A 17,999-nucleotide genomic window follows, 5' to 3' on the forward strand; every position below is an offset into this window, starting at 1 on the left:
AATCATTTATGATAGTCAAATAAATTAAGGAATTTCTTAGCTCTTTCGCTTTTAGGATTTTCAAAAAAACCATCAGGAGTATTTTCTTCGATAATTTCTCCATTATCCATAAAAATTATTCTATCGGCTACCGCTCTTGCAAATCCCATCTCGTGAGTGACTATAAGCATAGTCATTCCATCTTTTGCCAAATTTAAAATTACCTCTAAAACTTCACGAACGATTTCAGGATCAAGTGCTGCTGTAACCTCATCAAAAAGCATAAGCTCTGGATTCATGCAAAGACTGCGCACTATAGCTATTCTTTGTTTTTGCCCTCCGCTTAACTCTTTTGGATAAGCATCGATTTTATGTGCTAAACCTACTTTTTCAAGCCAAATTTTAGCTTCTTGCAAAACTTCTTCTTTAGCTCTTTTTTGTACTTTTAAAGGACCTAAAAGTATGTTATCTTTCACGCTTAAATGTTCAAATAGCTCGTATGATTGAAATACCATACCCACTTTTTGACGCACTCTTGTCCAATCTTTAAAATTTTTATCGATCTTATCTTGTCCTATTTCTATAACCCCATCTGCAATTTCCTCAAGCCCATTAATACAACGCAAAAGAGTAGATTTTCCGCAACCACTTGGACCTAAAATCACCACCACTTCTTTTTGTTTTACTTCTAAGTTGATATTCTTTAAAGCATGATGAGAGCCATAATATTTTTGCAAATTTTTTATCTTTAAAATACTCATTTTAACTCCATTTTTTTTCTAATTTTTTAGAATATAAAGTAACAGGATAGCAAATTAAAAAAAAGATAAAAAAGATTAGACCATAAATAATAAATGGTGCTAAATCATTTTTGTTGTTAAATTCGATGATTTGCTGCCCCACTTTTACAAGCTCTACCGCACCGATTAAATAAGCAAAAGTTGTACTTTTAATCATGCGTGTTAATAAATTCATACTCATAGGTGTTAAACGACGCATAGCTTGAGGAATGATAATATAAAAATAACTTTGAGCTTTATTTAAACCAAGACTTGCTGCACTTTCGTATTGGTGTTTAGGAATGCTTTTTAAAGAAGTTCTTACCAAATCCATCATTTCAAAACTTCCCCAAATACCAAAAACAATAATAGCCGAACTTACACTGCTTAAATTTATACCCAACCATCTAGAAAGTCCAAAATATACCATAAAAAGCCATACTAGTAGCGGCATAACACGAACAAATTCTAAAGCAAAACGACATAAAATATAAATATAACGATTTTTCAGACTCATCAAAATACCTAAAAAAAGCCCGCCAAAAGAAGTTATAATAATACTTACAATAGAAATTTCAAGTGTGATATACAAGCCTTTCCAAAGTCGACTTAAAGTATCTGGATTTAATAGATCAAACATTTGAAAACCTTTTTTCCAAAAAGAACAAAAACAAAGAAATAGGCAGTATGATACATAAATATCCCAAAAACAAAAGCAATAAAAGCTCATCCGTTTTATAAGTAAGTGAATTTAAACCCTTCATAACGGTGACTAAATCCGGCAAAGCTATAATGCTCACAACAGAGGTTTCTTTAATAAGAAAAACAATATTTGCGCTTATTCCTGGCAAGCAAACCCCTAAAGCTTGAGGCATTATAACATAACGCAAATTATTCAATTTAGTAAAACCCAAAGAAAGACCTGCTTCAAATTGCTGCTTTTTAATGGCTTCAAAACCAGCTCTAAAACTCTCTGCCATATAAGAACCGCCCAAAAAACTAAGCCCCACAATAGCACAAGCAAACGCTGGACGCAAAGCCTCATCTACACTTAAACAAATCAAATTCAAAGGCGGAATTTGTTCTAAATGAATATCAAATTTAGGCAAAGCATAATACAAGAAAAAAAGCTGTATCAATAAAGGAGTATTGCGAGAAAATTCTATATAAACTTTACAAAAAGCTTCCATAATCGTTATTTTAAAATAACTCATTAAAATACAAAAAAAGCCTATAATTATAGAAAAAATAATACCAAAAAAACTAAGTTTTAAAGTAAGCCAAGCAGCTGCAATAAAAGCATTTGAATTAGCTAGTATAAAATCAAAATCCATTTTATTCCTATTACCAAAGTCCTTTTTTTAAACCCTCTTTATCTAGGATCTCAATTTTACCCTTTTTTGTCTCAATTAGCTCTGAATTTTTAAATTCTTTTAGAATTCTTGACAAAGATTCAGCACGAACACTTAAATCCACTGCAATTTGTCTTTGCGAAATTTGAGCCAAATTCTTTTCATTTTCCAAAAGATATCTTGCAAGTTTACTTTTTAAATCCAAAGAATTTTCTAATAATTTTTTTTCTAAAATTTTAATTTTTTCAAAAAGAGATGAAATAAGCAAGAAATTAAATTCTTTATTTTGGCTGCACAGGGTTTCAAAATCTTCAAAATCAATTTCTAAAATTTCACAATATTCTTCACAAATAGCATTTGCTGGATATCTCAAACGCTTAAATGTAGGCATTTCGGCTATAAAATTAGGCGGGGTAAAATAATGCAAAGTAATCTCTTTTTCGCCTGCTGTGCTTTTGTATACACGCACTCTACCTTTTAAAAGAATAAAAAATTTTAATGCCTTTTCGCCTTCAAAAAATAAAATATTATTTTTTTCAAATTTTCTTATTTTACCTATACCCTTTAAAAAATCTAAATACTCTTGCATTATAATATTTAACCTATGTTAATTTTATCTCATTTTGTTTGTGCTATATTAACGATAAATTTTTATCCAAAGGCAAACACAATGAAATATGAAACTATAAATCAAGAAAGTATAGCTAAACTTATGGAACTTTTTTATGACAAAATAAGAAAAGATAAGGATTTAGGGCCTATTTTTAACAATGCCATAGGAACTAGCGATGAAGCTTGGAAAGAGCACAAAGCAAAAATAGGGAATTTTTGGGCAGGAATGTTGCTAGGGGAAGGTGATTATATCGGACAACCTCTAAAAAAACATCTTGATTTGCCTCCTTTTCCGCAAGAATTTTTTGGAATTTGGTTAGGACTTTTTGAAGAAAGTTTAGATAAAATTTACAATAATGAAGAAATGAAAAATGTTATTTTACAGCGCGCACAAATGATAGCCTCGCATTTTCAAAATATGCTTTATCGTTTTGGTGGACATTAAGATTATATTTCCATCAAATCTTTTTTTGCTTTTTCCAAAATGTATTCATCTTTGGAAAAATCAAAATATTTAAATTCATTTCCATGCTGGATAAATCCATCGAGCAAATCTCCACTCAAACGATTTTTAAGATCAAGTTCTGCGATTTTAAAACCATCTAAAGTACTAGCAAATTCTTTTAAACGACTTGGAATTTCTTTGAGTTTTGTATAAAGATAACAAGTGCTTTTAAGTCCGACACGGCCCACGCGTCCGCGAAGTTGATGCAAGGTAGCAAGGCCTAAGCGCTCCGCTCCTACAATAACAATAGTACTAAGCCTTGGCAATGAAATTCCTACTTCTACGACTGTGGTGCTTAATAAAATATTTCCCTCATCACGAAACCGCTCCAAAATTTCATCCTTTTGCTTGTCTTTTCCATGCGTAACAAAAACTTTTTCATAATTATCCTCCCAATACCTCCTTGCTTGTTCTAAAGAAAGATAAGGAATTTTATCGCTTGGATTGACTAAGGGATAGATGATGATGATTTGATGATTTTGTGCGATTTCTTCTTTGATTTTTTCACTAAGCTTTGCAAAACCTTCATTTTGTATACAAAGAGTGGTGATATCCTTTTTAAAAGGCATTTCCTTGATAAAACTAAAATTTAAAAGTTCTGATTGTATCATGCTTAAAGTTCTTGGAATGGGAGTTGCAGAAAATTGTATAAAATGTGGGGCTAATTCATTTTCATTTAAAGAATAAATTTGCTGACGCTGCGCAGAGCCAAAGCGATGCTGCTCATCTATCATTACAAGCACAGCATTATGACTTTGAAGGTGAATGAGCGCATGGGTTCCTATAATCAAATTGGCTTTTTTAATTTTTTCTTCCAAATCTTTTTCTTTTTTACCCCCTTTAATAAATAAAATATCCACAAATTCAGGCAAAAGCTTTTTTGCCTCTTCATAGAGTTGATTGGCAAGTATGCTAGTAGGAGCCATTAAGATAGCTTGTTTTGGATACACCATCAAAGCAGCGCCCAACAAAACCAAAGTCTTGCCACAGCCTACATCCCCCATAACCACCCGTCTTTTAGCTTCTTTAGAGTCCAAATCTTGCTCTATATCCTTTAAAGCATTTAATTGATCACGAGTGGGTGAAAAGGGTAAATTTTTTAGCCAATTGGCTGTATTGAAAATTTCAATTTCATAAGCTTTAAAGTGACTTTTTTTAGCCTTCAAGCGTTTTAAAAAATTGTAAATTTCAATATATTTTAAATCTTTCTCAAAGCGCTCCAAATTCTCAAACATCAAAAAACTTTTTTCATCATAAGTGTGTAAATTTAAAAGAAAATGGATATATTTATCCTCAATCCCACTTTCTTTTAAATTTTCATAATTAAGATATTTGTGTATAAATTCAGAAATTTTTTTATCTTGTAAACCTTGAATTTGATATTTTGGAGCAAAACCTGCAAAAGAAGTTAAAATTTTAGGATTGTTAAATTGCCAAACATGGCCAAAACGCGTAAGTTTCCCATTTAAAATAAGTTCTTTGCCTATTTTGCAAATTCCAAAGTGCCAAGCCCTAGGATGAAAAAACACAAAGGAAATGTCTTGACTCCACTCTTTACAAAATCCCAAACCAAAGAGCTGACCTTTTTTTGAATGAATGCTTTTAATGATTATTTTTTGAGTGCATAGCTCATTTTCTTTAGGTGTTTTGCTTGGACTTAAATTTTCGATTTTTTTAGGTAAGATAAGCGCTAAATCAATCGCGCTTTTAATTTTTAATTTTTTAAAAAAATCAAAATCATTTTCTTTAATTTTCATTTGCAATACTTGCAAAATTTAAATCTAAAATTTCATTATGTTTTTGAATATAAGCATTTAGCTCTTGAAGCTCTACTTTTTCTATAAGCTTTAATTCTTCTTTATAATATCCTTTTGGCAATCCCTGATAGTACTCATTAAAACTTATCGACAAACGCCTACTAAGACTTTCATAACGCAAAGGAGTTGAACCTATGAGAAAATTTTTAGCCTGCACAAGCTCATTTTGACTCACTCCTTCTTTTACAAAATCTCTAAATACTTCTTTAACTATCTTTTTAGCTTCTTTAGCACTTTCATTTTTAGTTTGCAAATAACCAAAAACTCTAGTAAAAGATGCATTCATATCAAGCATAGCATAAGCAGAATACGCAAGCCCTCTTTTAACACGAATTTCTTCCATTATCCTTGATCCAAAACCGCCTTGACCTAAAATAAATAGTGCGATTTTTGCAAGATAAAAATCCTTATCATTAAATTTTGTAAAAAAGGGTGCAGCAAAGTAAATATAGGCTTGTTCGCTTTCTTTTCTGATTTGGATTATGTCTTTATTTTTTGAGTTAATTTCATAAGTTTTTTGTGAATTTTGACTGCCTTTTTGAAGTTTTGCTAATAATTTATTTAATAAGCCTTTAGCCTTTTCTTGGGCTAAATTCCCGCCTAAAATCACTACAAGATTGCTTAAATTAATATTTTTCTTATAAAAACTCTCCAAGTCGCTTAAAGAAATTTGCTTGATACTTTTTTCATCGCCATCATTTGGACTTTGAAATTCTTTACATTCAAAAATTTCGCTATTAAGCAAATTTTTTGCTAAATAATCAAAATCACTATTTTTACTAGCAAGCTCACCTAGGGCATTGATTTTTAATTTTTCTAAAATTTTTTCTTCAAATCTAGGATTTAAGAGTAAGTTTTCTAAGTGTTTTAAAGCAAATTCAAAATTTTCTTTCAAGCAAGAAAGATTGATTTCTAAACTTTCAAAACCACTACTTGCTTCCAAATTTACAGCTTTAAATTCCAATTCTTTAAAAAAGCTATCATCTACACCCTCATTTAAAATTCTTGCAAACATCTTTGCAAGTCCTGCTATTTCATCATAACTTCTTCCACAGTTTCTAAAAACAAGCTTTAAGATAACAATAGGAAAATCGTTATTTTCTTCAAAAATAAAAGGAATTTTTACTCCACTAACTTCTAAATTCTGCATTAAAACCTTTCTAAAATTTCATAAGCTGTATTACGCTTAGCGGGATTTTCACCTAAGCTTTTAATCAGTCTTATCATCTCATCTTGATTCATTCTATAACTCGCACCTGCAGCGCTTACAACATTTTCTTCCATCATGGTTGAGCCTAAATCATTGGCCCCAAATTTTAAAGCAAGTTGCCCAATCAATGAACCTTGTGTTACCCAAGAACTTTGTAAATTTTTAAAATTATCCAAATAAAGTCTAGCCAAAGCTAAAAGTCTTAAATATTTGTTTGAACTTTGCTTCATGATTTCAGGATGTTTTTGGATTAATGCTGTATTTTCACTTTGAAAACTCCATAAAATAAAAGCTCTAAATCCTCCTGTTTCATCTTGTAATTTTCTTAAATGCTCGAAGTGATCTATAATCTCCTCATCACTTTCAACCGTTCCAAACATCATAGTAGCAGTGCTTTTCATACCGATTTCATGCGCTCTTCTATGTACTTCTAGCCAAGTAGCAGTATCGCATTTATTAGGCGCGATAATATCTCGCACTCTATCGCTTAATACCTCAGCACCCGCTCCAGGTATTGAAAACAAACCTTTAGCTTGAAGTCTTTGTAAAACTTCAGAAATTGAAATTTTAGAAGCCTTGGCAATATAAGCAATCTCAACTGCAGAAAAACCATGCACGGTAATATTTGGATAATGCTCCTTAATCCACGAAACAAGCTCTTCATACCATTCTATTTTTAATTTAGGATGCACCCCGCCTTGAAAAAGAATTTGCGTCCCTCCAATAGCTTCAAGCTCTTCGATTTTTTTACCAATTTCTTCAAAACTCAAAATATAAGCGTCATCTTCTTTATGATGGCGATAAAAAGCACAAAAAGAACAATCTATGCAACAAACATTGGTGTAGTTTATATTTCTATCTACAACAAAGGTGGTGATTTTTTCGGGATGAAGTTCTAATTTTCTTTGATAAGCCATTTCTCCAAGTTCTACTAAATTTGCATTCCTTAACAAATAAAGAGCTTCTTCTTTATCTAATCTTTTCAAGTTATTTCCTTAAATCCATTTTTAGCTTTATTATAGCATTTAAAAACATAAATTATGCTATAGTTTCGCTTATGAATTATATTGACTTATTGAAAAATAATAAAAATATTAGAATACTAACCTTAGTACAATTTATCGTGTATTTTGGCGCTTGGTTTTCCCAAACAGGTGTTTTTACTCTTTTAGTAAGCCTTAACGCTCCTACTTGGGCAACGGCTACAAGCGCTATGCTTGCTTTTTTACCAGGAGTTTTGCTTGCTCCTATTAATGGAGTTATAGTAGAAAAAAACAAACCCAAAAAGCTTTTGTTAAGTATGATTAGCATAGAACTTGTTTCTATTTTCTGCCTTATCTTTGTAACCAGTCTTAGCATGCTTTGGCTTTTATTTATTTTAATTTTTGTTAGACTTTGCGTGGCTTCGATTTATTTTCAAGCTGAAATGAGCTTGCTAGCTAAAATTTTAAATCCAAAAGAACTCAAGCTTGCTAATGAGATGCATAGTGTAATTTGGGCGGTTTCTTATACAGCAAGTATGGCAAGTGCGGGAATTTTTATCAATTTCTTTGGCATTAAAGCGGCCTTTTTGTTTGATTGTTGTCTGATAATTATTGGAATTTTATTTTTAACCAAACTTCATATTCCTCATTTTAAACAAAAAATTCAAAATAAATTTTTTATTCTGATTAAAGAAGGTTTTTTATATGTTTTACAAAATAAAATTATCCTTCATCTTATTATATTGCACGCTTTTATAGGACTTACCGCTTATGAAACACTCGTAACTTTATTAGCCCAACACGAATACAAAGAAGTTTTATCCGCTGCTTTGGTTATAGGGTTTTTAAATGCAATAAGGGCTTTAGCTTTAGCTTTTGGTCCTATTTTTCTAAGTAAAATCACAAACAATAAAAATGTATTTTTTCTATACTTAGGTCAAGGTTTAGGAATTATACTTTGGGCTTTAACCCAGTTTAATTTTTATATTTCATTTATAGGCCTTATTGCTGCGGGATTTTGTACCTCATCCCTTTGGGCTTATACTTATACTATGATTCAGAAAAATTGTGATAAAACTTACTATGGCAGAGTGATTGCTTATACAGATATGGTTTATCTTAGCTTTAGCGCTCTTATTTCTCAACTCATGGGCTTATTGTTTGAACAAGGTTTTAAGCTTGCTATAATCACGGCTTTACTTGGAGTGGTATTTATATTTGCGGCTTTTTATTGGAGATGGTTTGATAAGAAATATTTGTGAATTTTACAAATTCACAAATTAAAAGATTAAATTTTAAATAAATCTTGCAAGTTTTTCAAGGCTTCTTCATTACTTAAAGTATTGCTTGTGGTGCGAGCATTCACTTCATTAAGTTCGATTTCATATCCACTAAGCATACCCGCAAGACGAATATTAATACCGCTTTTTCCAATGGCCTTACTCTTTTGCTCGCTGTTTAAAGTTACAATTGCTTTTTCATTTTCAATTTTTACAGAACTCACTATAGCAGGTGCTAAAGCTCTTGCGATTAAAATTTCAGGTTCATTGCTAAATTCAATACAATCTATATTTTCATTATGTAATTCTTTACTCACAGCGTTGATTCTAACCCCTTTTACACCTACAGTAGCTCCCACAGGATCAATATTTGCCCCATTTGCTTGAAGTATAATTTTCGCTCTTTCTCCAGGAATTCTAGCGCATTTAACTACGCTTACATATCCATCTTTAATTTCAGGCACCTCTGCTTCAAGTAAACATTCTAAAAATTTAGGGCTTGTGCGACTTAGCTCCATTTTAATACCCTTATCCGTATAAACACGGCGTATCACAGCTTTAACAACATCGCCCACTTTAAATTTTTCACCCTTGATGCGATTTTTTCTAGGTAAAAAAGCTCTTAGCTCATCGATTTCTATATAGGTATTTTCCTCATTATCAATTCGCACAACATTTCCAAAAACCATTTGACCGACTTTATTTTTATATTTTTCAAAAATGGTTTGCTCAAGTAGTTTTTGTATATGGTATTCTAATTCTTTATGTAAAATATTTACAGCTGTTCTTCCTAAATTTTCTAAAGAACATTCATAGGTAAGCTCATCACCAATTTCAACATCAGGTGCTTCTTTTTTAGCCTTGCTAAATTCAATATAACTTTCTTTATTTTCATTCAATCTTTCGTCATTATCAGCCACAACTGTAATTTTTTGATAAAGATTTAAATTTTTTCTATCTACAAAAAAGTCATATTCTTGCCCATAAATTCTTTTTGCTGTATTTATCAAAGCTATAATAACTTTTTCTTTCACGCTTTCTATATCTAAATTTTTCTCATTCGCAATGCTTTCTATAATGTCTGCGATTCTTTCCATAATTATCGATACCTTTTCTTTTGGGATTTTTTTAAGAAAGTAGATTAAAAGTATATCTTTAATAAGTTTAATTAAAAGTAAAATTTGATAAAATTATAGATTTAAAAGACGCTAAGGATATAATATGGATTTAAAATTGGCAAGAAATTTAATCAATGAAGAGCCTAAAAATATTAGTCTAGCTAAAATTGAAGAGGCTGTAAATCAAGAAGGACAAAAGTTTTTTTATTTTGATAAAGAAAATTCACACAAAGATCTTATTGCCTTGGTTGAACACTTTGAAAAAAAAGGCTTAAGTGTTTATCATAGAACTATCAGATATGGTTTAGATAGTAATGATTTTATGTATGAGGTTCATATTCTTTGAGCTCGAAAAAACTTTTTATTCAAACCTTAGGCTGTGCAATGAATGTCAGAGATTCTGAACATATGATAGCAGAACTGACGCAAAAAGATAATTATACTTTAACAGAAGATATTAAAGAAGCAGATTTGATACTTATCAATACCTGCTCTGTGCGTGAAAAGCCTGTGCATAAGCTTTTTTCAGAAGTGGGTGGCTTTGAAAAGGTTAAAAAATCAGGCGCAAAAATAGGAGTTTGTGGATGTACAGCTTCTCATTTAGGGAGTGAAATCTTTCGTCGTGCTCCTTATGTGGATTTTGTACTAGGAGCTAGGAATATTTCTAAAATTACCCAAGCTGTTAACACTCCTAAATTTATGAGCGTTGATATAGATTATGATGAGAGTGAATTCGCTTTTGGGGATTTTAGAAATAGCATTTATAAATCATATATTAATATCTCTATAGGTTGTGATAAGCATTGTACTTATTGTATAGTTCCCCATACAAGGGGAGATGAAATTTCCATTCCTTTAAATATCATCTATAAAGAAGCACAAAAAGCAGTAGATAAAGGAGCTAAGGAAATTTTCCTATTAGGACAAAATGTCAATAATTATGGTAAAAGATTTAGAAATGAACACAAAAAAATGGATTTTTCAGATCTTTTAGAAGAACTTAGCACCATAGAAGGATTAGAGCGCATCCGTTTTACAAGTCCTCATCCTCTACATATGGACGATAAATTTTTAGAAGTATTTGCCAAAAATCCAAAAGTTTGTAAATCAATGCATATGCCTTTGCAAAGTGGCTCAAGTCAAATTTTAAAAGCTATGAAGCGTGGTTACACCAAAGAATGGTATCTAGATAGGGCATTAAAATTAAGAGAACTTTGCCCAAATGTTAGCATATCCACAGATATTATTGTTGCATTTCCAGGAGAAAGCGATAAAGACTTTGAAGAAACCATGGAAGTTTTAGAAAAAGTACGCTTTGAACAAATGTTTTCTTTTAAATACTCTAAACGCCCTTTAACCAAAGCTGCTACCATGCCAAATCAAATCGATGAAGAGATAGCCTCAAATCGACTTAGTACTCTACAGGCTCGTCATAATGAAATTTTAGACGATATTGTTAAAAAACAAGAAAATAAAACTTTTAAAGTTCTTTTTGAAGAATTAAGAGCAGGCAATGCTATCGTGGGTAGAACAGATAATAATTTTCTAGTGCAAGTTGAAGGCAGCGAAGAGCTCTTAGGAACTTTTAAAGAAGTAAAAATTACTAATGCAAAGCGTATGGTTTTATATGGGGAAATCATTTAAAATAGCTTTTATAGCACGCTTAGTTTTCATTCTACAATGGTTGATTTTTCTTACTTGTAAAAAAACCTACAAAGGTGATAAAGTTGATCAAATTTCTAATGTGATACTTTTTTGGCATGGGCGTCTTGCCCTTATGCCTTTCGCATTTAGGCATTTTGGCAAAAAAGGAAAAAAAGCTTATGTTATGATCTCTCATCATAGAGATGGGGAGCAAATTGCTAGAATTATCAAATTGTTTGGATTAGATACCGTGCGTGGAAGCACTTCAAAAGGAGCTAGTACAGCTCTTCGAAGTGCTTTTAAAATTTTAGATGAAAATCATGATGTAGTCATTACTCCTGATGGGCCACGCGGACCTTATCATAGCATTTCAGATGGAGCGGTATTGCTTGCACAGAAAAAAAATGTTAAAATAAGAATTTTAAACTATGAGGCAAGAAATTTTTGGGAATTTAAAAGTTGGGATAAAATGATTTTACCTAAGCCTTTTACTCATTTAGTCTATAGGCTTAGCGAACCCTTGGATATTTCAAGTTTAGATAAAGATCAAGCTAAATTTTTTTTACTTGAACATTTTAAAAAAATTGAACAAATGGATAAATTTTAAGGAATAAAATGTTATTTTTACTTAAAAAAATATTACCACAACTTTTCACAAGTATTATTTTAGAAGATAAAAAAAACATCCTTAAAACTTCTATATATAAAAATCACAAACTTATAAGTAGTAATGAAAAAACCTTTGATAAGAGTGAAAAATTATTAGAATATGTAAAAACACTCAATAGCAAATTTTTATTTTATCACACAGCATTATTTTTAAATGTCAAAGAGCAAGGTTTGATTCCTAGTAAAAACGACAAGGATTTTGAGCGTTTTAATGTAGGTAAAATGAGCTTAAAATCCATCGCTTTAAATAATGCTTTGATATACACAGCAACAGAACACATAGAATACTTTAATGAATTGTTTGAAGATTATGGTGGTTTAGATTTTTTATACTCTCCTTTTGCTATACTTTATCATAATATTTTAAAAGAAAAACTAAACAGCGATAAAATAACTCTTTACGCCTATAAGCATGAGCATATTCTAACTCTTATAATTTGCCGAGGTATTGAAATTTTATATGGAGATATCATTTTCTTTGAAGAAGAATTGGATCTAGAATTTGGACATCAAGAAGAGAATTTAGACAACTTAGGCGAAGATACATTAAATGATACTGAAGTAACGCTTGATAATTTTAATGAAACCCTAGAAGATAAGCTTAAAGCTCTTGATCAATTTGATAATATTTTAGGAAATAATGAGAATGATTCAGAGTTTTTGGATGGCAAAGATAAATTTGATCTTGAAGAAATGGATCAATTTGGAAACGACATAGAACTTTGTCGTCATATTGTTACAAGTATTGAAAAATTTTATAAAGATGACAAATATCCAAGTGCGTTTATCGATAAGGCTTTAATCCTTAGCACCAAAGAGCTTGATCAAAGTGCTATTGAATTTTTAGAAGAAGAAACTTTACTGGAAATTGAGTCTAAGCCAATCAATACCTTAGATTCAATCATAGAACTTATGCAAAAGGAGCTTCAGTGAAAAGCTATAGCTTCATACAACCTAGAAAAAAACCTATCTTTACACTCTTTGACAAAATATGGTTTGGGCTTTTTAGTTTTGGTATAGTTTTTATTTTTGCGGTATATTTTCTATATCTTACTCAAATCGCATTAACGCATAATTTTATAGAAGAACAAAAAGAACAAGTTTTGCAATTTCAAAATAAAACACAAGAAAACGGAAAATTATATGATATTCTTCTAGAACAAAGTAAAATTGCAAATACCTTTCACACTCAAAATCAAGCTTTCAAAAATAGCTTAAAAAATCTTTTTGATATAATAGTTAAAACCGATGGAATCACTCTTGAAAGTATAGAACAAGAAGAAAATTCTCTAAAACTTATAGGAGTTACGCCAACAAAAGAAATGTTTGCCCTACTTTTAGAAACACCGCTAAAAAGTATTTTTGATCAAAGCTTTACAACTTATTATCGTTTAAACAATGGCTGGTATCGCTTTATTAGCATAAGTAAACAAAATTCAGGAGTTTTACAATGAAAGATAAAAGTCTTGAAGAATTAAATATTTTAAAGATTGTTATTTATGTTTTAAGCTTTATTACTGTATGTACTGCTTTGATTTTATTTTTATTATTGCCTGTGCTGAAAGATTACAAACAAACCCATTTAAGAAAAAATTCGCAAGCAGCTATATTTAATGCAGCAAAAGCTAAGCTAGATGCTAGTGAAAATAAAATAAGCGCCTTAAGAACAGAAAATAATAAAAGTCTAGAGCAATTTGAACAACAATTCAATCTCACGCACTTTCAAAATTTTTTAGAAAAATACTTTGAAAATATCCAAATAACAGAACTTAAACTAGATAAAAAAGAAAAATATCTTACCCATAGAATCAACATCCGAGCATCGATAAATAATCCTAGACGCTTATATGACTTCATAGATGCCTTAGCTCAATATAACAATCTTGTAAAGATTGATTATCCCATGACCTTAAAGGCTAGTGATCATGGGATAATGATAAATCTTAATGTGCAAATTTACTCAAACTAGACTTACATTCTCGCCTTTTAAGACCTGATTCATTGTATTCATAGCACACATTTTTCCACACATAGAGCAGGAATTTAGATCATCGGGGCGTCTTTCGTTAAACATTTTTTTAGCTTTTTCGCCATCAATGGCAAGTTTAAACATTTTCTCCCAGTCGATATCCTGTCTCGCCTTACTCATCTCATCATCTCTTTTTCTTTCTTTTGGAAGCTTAGCTAAATCCCCTGCATGAGCTGCAATCTTAGTAGCTACTATACCATCTCTAACATCATTTAAATTAGGCAATCTTAAATGTTCAGCAGGAGTTACATAACAAAGTATATCAGCACCCGCAGCAGCAGCCACAGCACCACCGATAGCTCCACTTATATGATCATATCCAGCACCAATATCCGTAACTAAAGGCCCTAGAACATAAAAAGGAGCGCCTTTGCAAATGCGTTTTTCAATTTGCATATTAGCTTCAATCTCATTAATTGCCATATGTCCAGGTCCTTCTATCATTACTTGAACACCTGCTTCCCACGCTCTTTGAGTGAGTAAAGATAATTCGATAAGTTCAGAAATTTGCGCTGCATCACTTGCATCATGTGTAGATCCTGGACGCAAAGCATCACCTAAAGATAGTGTCACATCGTATTTTAAACAAATTTCAAGCAAATCATCATAGTATTCAAAAAAAGGATTTTCAGCTTCTTTCATAGCCATCCACGCATAAAGTACTGATCCTCCTCTAGAAACTATATTAGTAAGTCTTTTGCTTTCTTTAAAAACTCTAGCCGCGCGCGAATTTATACCCGCATGTATAGTCATAAAATCAACCCCGCTTTTTGCATGATGATAAACCACATCTAAAAAATCCCTAGCGCTGATTTGTTTTAGATCTTTTTCTAAAAATCCTACCGCATCATAAACTGGAACTGTTCCTATCATAGCTTTTGAAACTGCGATAAGCTCATCTCTAAAACGACTTGTTTTGCCATAATTGCTTAAATCCATAATAGCTTCGATTCCAAATTTGTGAGCAAGCTCTACTTTTTTCATCTCCTCACTATAATCAACACAATCATTTGAAACACCTAAATTTACATTTACCTTAGTGCGAAGTCCAAGTCCTATACCATTTGGATCAAGACTTTTATGATTGATATTAGCAGGGATGATAATCTTACCACAAGCTATATTTGCAAGCAAAAAATCTTTGCTTACTTCTTCTTTTTGAGCAACAATCTCCATTTCTTTGGTAAAAATACCTTCTTTGGCATAAAGCATTTGAGTTTTCATATTTATCCTTTGAAAAATTTGGATAAATGAGGGTGCAAGTAAATTGTAGAAAGTATAAATCTTCCCGACGCTAGCATTATCTAGTTCCGGTTCGGTCTAAGCTTTTAGCTTACTCTCAGCCTGTATCACAAGCTCCCGTCATTTATGTTTTAATTATACTCTTTAAATATTTTATTTTTGCTTTATGCGAGAAGTCTTGGTAAAATTTATAAGTTCTTCAGTGGTTTTGATATGATAAGGGAGTTTGCCAAGACAATGTTTAAAAATTTCAGCCGCAGCCAAAGCGTCGTTTAAAGCTCTATGGTGGGCATTTTTTATCCCTAAAAGCTCTTTTAAAACATCTAATTTATATCTTGGACTTTCTATACAGCATTGCGCAAATTCTATGGTGCAAATACGACGATTAAGCAAAATTCCAAAACCACACTCATTTAAAGCCTTGGAAATAAAACCATAATCAAAACGCACATTATGTGCGACAAAAATACTGTCTTTTAAAAAAAGTCTAAAATCATTTAAAACCTTAGTCAAACTCGGTGCATCTTTTACCATGTCTAAATTAATTCCTGTAAGTTCTGTAATATTTTCAGGAATTTCTTTTACCTGTACCAAAGAGCTAAAACGATCGATTTCTTGCAAATTTTTTATCTTAACTGCACCTATTTCTAAAATTTGTCCGTTTTTAATCCCGCCTGTACTTTCTATATCTACAATGCAAAAAATTTCTTCTTTGATCTTTTTTGTACGCGTTTGCAAGGTAAAAATATTATTTTTATCTAGAGTTAAACCCAAACCCAAAAGCTCGAAAGTTTCTAAATCAAGTTCATAATCTTTTAATTCTTCAATCTTTTTAAATTCTTTAATTACCCACTCATAGGGCTTGCTTTGCTTACTTAAGATAGAAATAATCTGATCAACTTGCTGCAAACTCAAAATTCAAGCTTTAAAGATGAAATTGAAGTTTTATAATCATTTGAAGAAAAAATATAACTTCCAGCGACTAAAATATCTGCTCCCGCAGCTTCTAAATCGCTTGCATTTAAGCCATTAACCCCACCATCAACCTCTATAAAAACCTTAGCATTTTTTTCATCGATCAGTCTTCTTAATTCTTTGATTTTATCATATACTAAAGGTAAAAATTTTTGTCCGCCAAAGCCAGGATTAACACTCATTAAAAGCACCATATCTACAAAGTCTATCATATGTTTTATGGAATTTATAGGAGTATGTGGATTTAAAACAATAGCAGGATGGATTCCTTGACTTCTTATATACTCGCAAAGTCGTATAGGGTGGGCTTCACTTTCTATATGAAAAGAAATAAATTTAGGCTTGATAGGGATAAAAAGATCTACAAATTTACCCACATCTTTTACCATTAAATGGACATCTAAAGGTATTTCGGTAATGGTTGAAATTTTTTCTATTACACAGGGTCCAAAGGTTAAATTTGGAACAAAATGCCCGTCCATAACATCAATGTGCAAAAGATCAGCTCCTGCTTCATCAATTGCTTTAATCTCTTCTTCTAGTTTTAAAAAATTGGCCGATAATAAACTCGGAGCTACATACATAAGCTTAGCCTCGTAAAGTAAAAAATTTTAAAGAAAAACATTTTATCTATTTATAAATTAAAAATAGTATAAATATTTGAATATTTTAAGCTTAAATTTGATAAAATCTTGATTTAAAATTTCCAAAGGATGCAAATATGGCAAGAATATGTCAAATCACAGGTAAGGGACCAATGGTGGGTAATAATGTCAGCCATGCTAACAATAAAACAAAAAGACGCTTTTTACCTAATCTTAGAACAGTTCGTGTAACCCTAGAAGATGGCACTACAAGAAAAATGAGAATTGCTGCCTCTACTTTAAGAACTTTAAAAAAACAAAACTCTAAATAAACTCTTGAGGATTCGTCCTCAATGACTTAAAAATCTTCATTATAATTATTTAATTTAACAAATCGCTAATTTGTAACATATTTAAGATTTATTGAATTATTTAGCATTTTTTAAGCCAAAAATATCATTTAATTAGTTATAATGTAACATATCGTTTAATATTTTTTAAATTGTATCAATTTTTAAGGAGAATTTTATGTTACATGAATATCGTGAACTTATGTCAGAGTTAAAAGGAAAAGATGCGCATTTTGATAAATTATTTGAGCGCCATAATGAACTTGACGATCAAATTAAAGATGCAGAAGAAGGAAGAAATTTATTAAGTGATATTGAAATTTCAAATCTTAAAAAAGAAAAATTACATATTAAAGATCAGTTAAACCAATATCTAGCAAACTATAAAAAATAGGGTAAAAAAATATGTTTGGAAGTAAAATAAATCATACAGAGCTTCAAGATATCAAGAATGAAAACCAAAATCTTACTCAGCAGCTTGAGAAAATCAAGGCTGAAAATTTAGAGTTAAAAGATAAAATTTCACTCTTAGAGCAAGAAGCTTTAGAGTCAAAGTTAAAAACCGATCTTTTAAATGTATTATTAAGCGGTGTTTTAAAAAATATTACCATAGTCCAAAGTGATATGCTTGAAAATGTTAATAAAGCTGAAATTATTTCTAATTATTCCAAAACTTCACTAGCTGAAATGGATGAATTAAACCATATAGCCAATTCTATAAACGCTTCTTTGGGTGATATCACAGAGTCAGCTAATAAAACACGCGATGTTGCAGGAACTTTACATCGTAGCGTTGATGAGATTACAAATGTAATTAACCTTATTAAAGATGTATCCGATCAAACCAATCTTTTAGCATTAAATGCTGCTA

Annotated in this window: 21 protein-coding genes, 1 pseudogene and 1 riboswitch; of the genes and pseudogenes, 11 read left to right on the forward strand and 11 right to left on the reverse strand. The window is 31.0% G+C overall.

Going from position 1 to position 17,999, the window contains the following annotated elements:
- Positions 1–2 precede the first annotated feature (2 nt).
- The 4 genes from CCO88_RS04855 to nssR are packed head-to-tail and all read right to left on the reverse strand — an operon-like array spanning position 3 to position 2,699.
- Positions 3–740, reverse strand: a complete 738-nt coding sequence (locus tag CCO88_RS04855) for an amino acid ABC transporter ATP-binding protein (protein WP_002815436.1) — start codon at positions 738–740, stop codon at positions 3–5.
- Position 741: 1 nt separating this feature from the next.
- On the reverse strand, positions 742–1,398 hold the full coding sequence (locus CCO88_RS04860) for an amino acid ABC transporter permease (protein ID WP_002809477.1): 657 nt from the start codon (positions 1,396–1,398) through the stop codon (positions 742–744).
- The gene (locus CCO88_RS04865) at positions 1,391–2,092 is read right to left on the reverse strand and encodes an amino acid ABC transporter permease (protein ID WP_002778476.1); all 702 of its coding nucleotides are present in this window, start codon (positions 2,090–2,092) and stop codon (positions 1,391–1,393) included. Before CCO88_RS04865 ends, CCO88_RS04860 begins: the two co-directional genes overlap by 8 nt.
- Before the next feature lie 10 nt (positions 2,093–2,102).
- Positions 2,103–2,699, reverse strand: coding sequence for a nitrosative stress-sensitive transcriptional regulator NssR (nssR, locus tag CCO88_RS04870; RefSeq protein ID WP_002780788.1), 597 nt, complete (start codon positions 2,697–2,699; stop codon positions 2,103–2,105).
- A gap of 81 nt (positions 2,700–2,780) precedes the next feature.
- Between nssR and ctb the strand changes: the two genes are divergently transcribed.
- Positions 2,781–3,167 carry a truncated hemoglobin Ctb gene (gene ctb, locus CCO88_RS04875; protein ID WP_002780786.1) on the forward strand — a complete coding sequence of 129 codons (387 nt, stop codon included), beginning with the start codon at positions 2,781–2,783 and terminating at the stop codon, positions 3,165–3,167.
- Between the two features lie 2 nt (positions 3,168–3,169).
- Here the strand turns inward: ctb and recG are convergent, their stop codons facing one another.
- The 3 genes from recG to CCO88_RS04890 are packed head-to-tail and all read right to left on the reverse strand — an operon-like array spanning position 3,170 to position 7,240.
- Complete coding sequence (recG, locus tag CCO88_RS04880) at positions 3,170–4,984, reverse strand: ATP-dependent DNA helicase RecG (protein ID WP_002839628.1); 1,815 nt, start codon at positions 4,982–4,984, stop codon at positions 3,170–3,172.
- On the reverse strand, positions 4,974–6,194 hold the full coding sequence (locus CCO88_RS04885; RefSeq protein ID WP_002785991.1) for a M16 family metallopeptidase: 1,221 nt from the start codon (positions 6,192–6,194) through the stop codon (positions 4,974–4,976). The genes recG and CCO88_RS04885 overlap by 11 nt, the downstream gene beginning before the upstream one ends.
- Positions 6,194–7,240, reverse strand: a complete 1,047-nt coding sequence (locus tag CCO88_RS04890; RefSeq protein ID WP_002785990.1) for a dehypoxanthine futalosine cyclase — start codon at positions 7,238–7,240, stop codon at positions 6,194–6,196. The genes CCO88_RS04885 and CCO88_RS04890 overlap by 1 nt, the downstream gene beginning before the upstream one ends.
- A gap of 71 nt (positions 7,241–7,311) precedes the next feature.
- Between CCO88_RS04890 and CCO88_RS04895 the strand changes: the two genes are divergently transcribed.
- A complete protein-coding gene (locus tag CCO88_RS04895; RefSeq protein ID WP_002778467.1) occupies positions 7,312–8,499 on the forward strand; it encodes an MFS transporter in 1,188 nt (395 codons plus the stop codon).
- Positions 8,500–8,525: 26 nt separating this feature from the next.
- Here CCO88_RS04895 and nusA read toward each other — a convergent pair whose 3' ends face one another.
- Positions 8,526–9,614, reverse strand: a complete 1,089-nt coding sequence (nusA, locus tag CCO88_RS04900; RefSeq protein ID WP_002778466.1) for a transcription termination factor NusA — start codon at positions 9,612–9,614, stop codon at positions 8,526–8,528.
- Between the two features lie 124 nt (positions 9,615–9,738).
- Between nusA and CCO88_RS04905 the strand changes: the two genes are divergently transcribed.
- From CCO88_RS04905 to CCO88_RS04930, 6 genes are read left to right on the forward strand one after another with little or no spacing between them, the layout of a single operon-like run.
- Positions 9,739–9,981, forward strand: a complete 243-nt coding sequence (locus CCO88_RS04905) for an HP0268 family nuclease (RefSeq protein ID WP_002778465.1) — start codon at positions 9,739–9,741, stop codon at positions 9,979–9,981.
- On the forward strand, positions 9,978–11,279 hold the full coding sequence (miaB, locus tag CCO88_RS04910) for a tRNA (N6-isopentenyl adenosine(37)-C2)-methylthiotransferase MiaB (protein ID WP_002780781.1): 1,302 nt from the start codon (positions 9,978–9,980) through the stop codon (positions 11,277–11,279). Before CCO88_RS04905 ends, miaB begins: the two co-directional genes overlap by 4 nt.
- Positions 11,263–11,886 (forward strand): lysophospholipid acyltransferase family protein, encoded by a 624-nt coding sequence (locus tag CCO88_RS04915; protein WP_002778463.1) that lies wholly within the window; start codon positions 11,263–11,265, stop codon positions 11,884–11,886. The genes miaB and CCO88_RS04915 overlap by 17 nt, the downstream gene beginning before the upstream one ends.
- Positions 11,887–11,894: 8 nt before the next feature.
- Complete coding sequence (locus tag CCO88_RS04920) at positions 11,895–12,881, forward strand: hypothetical protein (RefSeq protein WP_002780779.1); 987 nt, start codon at positions 11,895–11,897, stop codon at positions 12,879–12,881.
- Positions 12,878–13,402 carry a hypothetical protein gene (locus tag CCO88_RS04925; protein WP_002780778.1) on the forward strand — a complete coding sequence of 175 codons (525 nt, stop codon included), beginning with the start codon at positions 12,878–12,880 and terminating at the stop codon, positions 13,400–13,402. Before CCO88_RS04920 ends, CCO88_RS04925 begins: the two co-directional genes overlap by 4 nt.
- Complete coding sequence (locus CCO88_RS04930; protein ID WP_002780767.1) at positions 13,399–13,917, forward strand: hypothetical protein; 519 nt, start codon at positions 13,399–13,401, stop codon at positions 13,915–13,917. The genes CCO88_RS04925 and CCO88_RS04930 overlap by 4 nt, the downstream gene beginning before the upstream one ends.
- On the opposite strand, the gene thiC is transcribed toward CCO88_RS04930, so the two are convergent.
- The 3 genes from thiC to rpe all read right to left on the reverse strand — a co-directional run bounded on the left by thiC (position 13,909) and on the right by rpe (position 16,778).
- Positions 13,909–15,201, reverse strand: a complete 1,293-nt coding sequence (gene thiC, locus CCO88_RS04935; RefSeq protein WP_002780766.1) for a phosphomethylpyrimidine synthase ThiC — start codon at positions 15,199–15,201, stop codon at positions 13,909–13,911. The two genes, CCO88_RS04930 and thiC, sit on opposite strands and share 9 nt — an antisense overlap.
- Positions 15,202–15,245: 44 nt before the next feature.
- Positions 15,246–15,350, reverse strand: a riboswitch (TPP riboswitch).
- A 22-nt stretch (positions 15,351–15,372) separates the two neighbouring features.
- Positions 15,373–16,134, reverse strand: coding sequence for a 3'-5' exonuclease (locus CCO88_RS04940; RefSeq protein ID WP_002780764.1), 762 nt, complete (start codon positions 16,132–16,134; stop codon positions 15,373–15,375).
- Entirely contained in the window at positions 16,131–16,778 is a 648-nt protein-coding gene (gene rpe / locus CCO88_RS04945) for a ribulose-phosphate 3-epimerase (protein WP_002783571.1), read from the reverse strand. Before rpe ends, CCO88_RS04940 begins: the two co-directional genes overlap by 4 nt.
- 137 nt (positions 16,779–16,915) lie before the next feature.
- Here rpe and rpmB point away from each other — a divergent pair, with 137 nt between their 5' ends.
- From rpmB to CCO88_RS04960, 3 genes and pseudogenes are all read left to right on the forward strand, one after another.
- Positions 16,916–17,110 carry a 50S ribosomal protein L28 gene (gene rpmB, locus CCO88_RS04950; protein ID WP_002778456.1) on the forward strand — a complete coding sequence of 65 codons (195 nt, stop codon included), beginning with the start codon at positions 16,916–16,918 and terminating at the stop codon, positions 17,108–17,110.
- A 196-nt stretch (positions 17,111–17,306) separates the two neighbouring features.
- Entirely contained in the window at positions 17,307–17,522 is a 216-nt protein-coding gene (locus tag CCO88_RS04955) for an HP1242/YdcH family protein (RefSeq protein WP_002778454.1), read from the forward strand.
- A gap of 11 nt (positions 17,523–17,533) precedes the next feature.
- A pseudogene (locus CCO88_RS04960) lies at positions 17,534–17,999 on the forward strand (methyl-accepting chemotaxis protein); the annotation flags it as partial.

Origin of the sequence: Campylobacter coli LMG 9860 (assembly GCF_000254135.1) — a bacterium.
Classification (GTDB): Bacteria; Campylobacterota; Campylobacteria; order Campylobacterales; family Campylobacteraceae; genus Campylobacter_D; species Campylobacter_D coli.

Bases quoted from the DNA above. Each gene is read 5' to 3' on its own strand.
- CCO88_RS04855 (WP_002815436.1), bottom strand. From the start codon at position 740: ATGAGTATTTTAAAGATAAAAAATTTGCAAAAATATTATGGCTCTCAT.
- nssR (WP_002780788.1), bottom strand. From the start codon at position 2,699: ATGCAAGAGTATTTAGATTTTTTAAAGGGTATAGGTAAAATAAGAAAA.
- rpmB (WP_002778456.1), top strand. From the start codon at position 16,916: ATGGCAAGAATATGTCAAATCACAGGTAAGGGACCAATGGTGGGTAAT.
- CCO88_RS04905 (WP_002778465.1), top strand. From the start codon at position 9,739: ATGGATTTAAAATTGGCAAGAAATTTAATCAATGAAGAGCCTAAAAAT.
- CCO88_RS04895 (WP_002778467.1), top strand. From the start codon at position 7,312: ATGAATTATATTGACTTATTGAAAAATAATAAAAATATTAGAATACTA.
- CCO88_RS04955 (WP_002778454.1), top strand. From the start codon at position 17,307: ATGTTACATGAATATCGTGAACTTATGTCAGAGTTAAAAGGAAAAGAT.
- CCO88_RS04915 (WP_002778463.1), top strand. From the start codon at position 11,263: ATGGGGAAATCATTTAAAATAGCTTTTATAGCACGCTTAGTTTTCATT.
- CCO88_RS04920 (WP_002780779.1), top strand. From the start codon at position 11,895: ATGTTATTTTTACTTAAAAAAATATTACCACAACTTTTCACAAGTATT.
- thiC (WP_002780766.1), bottom strand. From the start codon at position 15,201: ATGAAAACTCAAATGCTTTATGCCAAAGAAGGTATTTTTACCAAAGAA.
- CCO88_RS04865 (WP_002778476.1), bottom strand. From the start codon at position 2,092: ATGGATTTTGATTTTATACTAGCTAATTCAAATGCTTTTATTGCAGCT.
- rpe (WP_002783571.1), bottom strand. From the start codon at position 16,778: ATGTATGTAGCTCCGAGTTTATTATCGGCCAATTTTTTAAAACTAGAA.
- nusA (WP_002778466.1), bottom strand. From the start codon at position 9,614: ATGGAAAGAATCGCAGACATTATAGAAAGCATTGCGAATGAGAAAAAT.
- CCO88_RS04885 (WP_002785991.1), bottom strand. From the start codon at position 6,194: ATGCAGAATTTAGAAGTTAGTGGAGTAAAAATTCCTTTTATTTTTGAA.
- CCO88_RS04860 (WP_002809477.1), bottom strand. From the start codon at position 1,398: ATGTTTGATCTATTAAATCCAGATACTTTAAGTCGACTTTGGAAAGGC.
- ctb (WP_002780786.1), top strand. From the start codon at position 2,781: ATGAAATATGAAACTATAAATCAAGAAAGTATAGCTAAACTTATGGAA.
- CCO88_RS04930 (WP_002780767.1), top strand. From the start codon at position 13,399: ATGAAAGATAAAAGTCTTGAAGAATTAAATATTTTAAAGATTGTTATT.
- recG (WP_002839628.1), bottom strand. From the start codon at position 4,984: ATGAAAATTAAAGAAAATGATTTTGATTTTTTTAAAAAATTAAAAATT.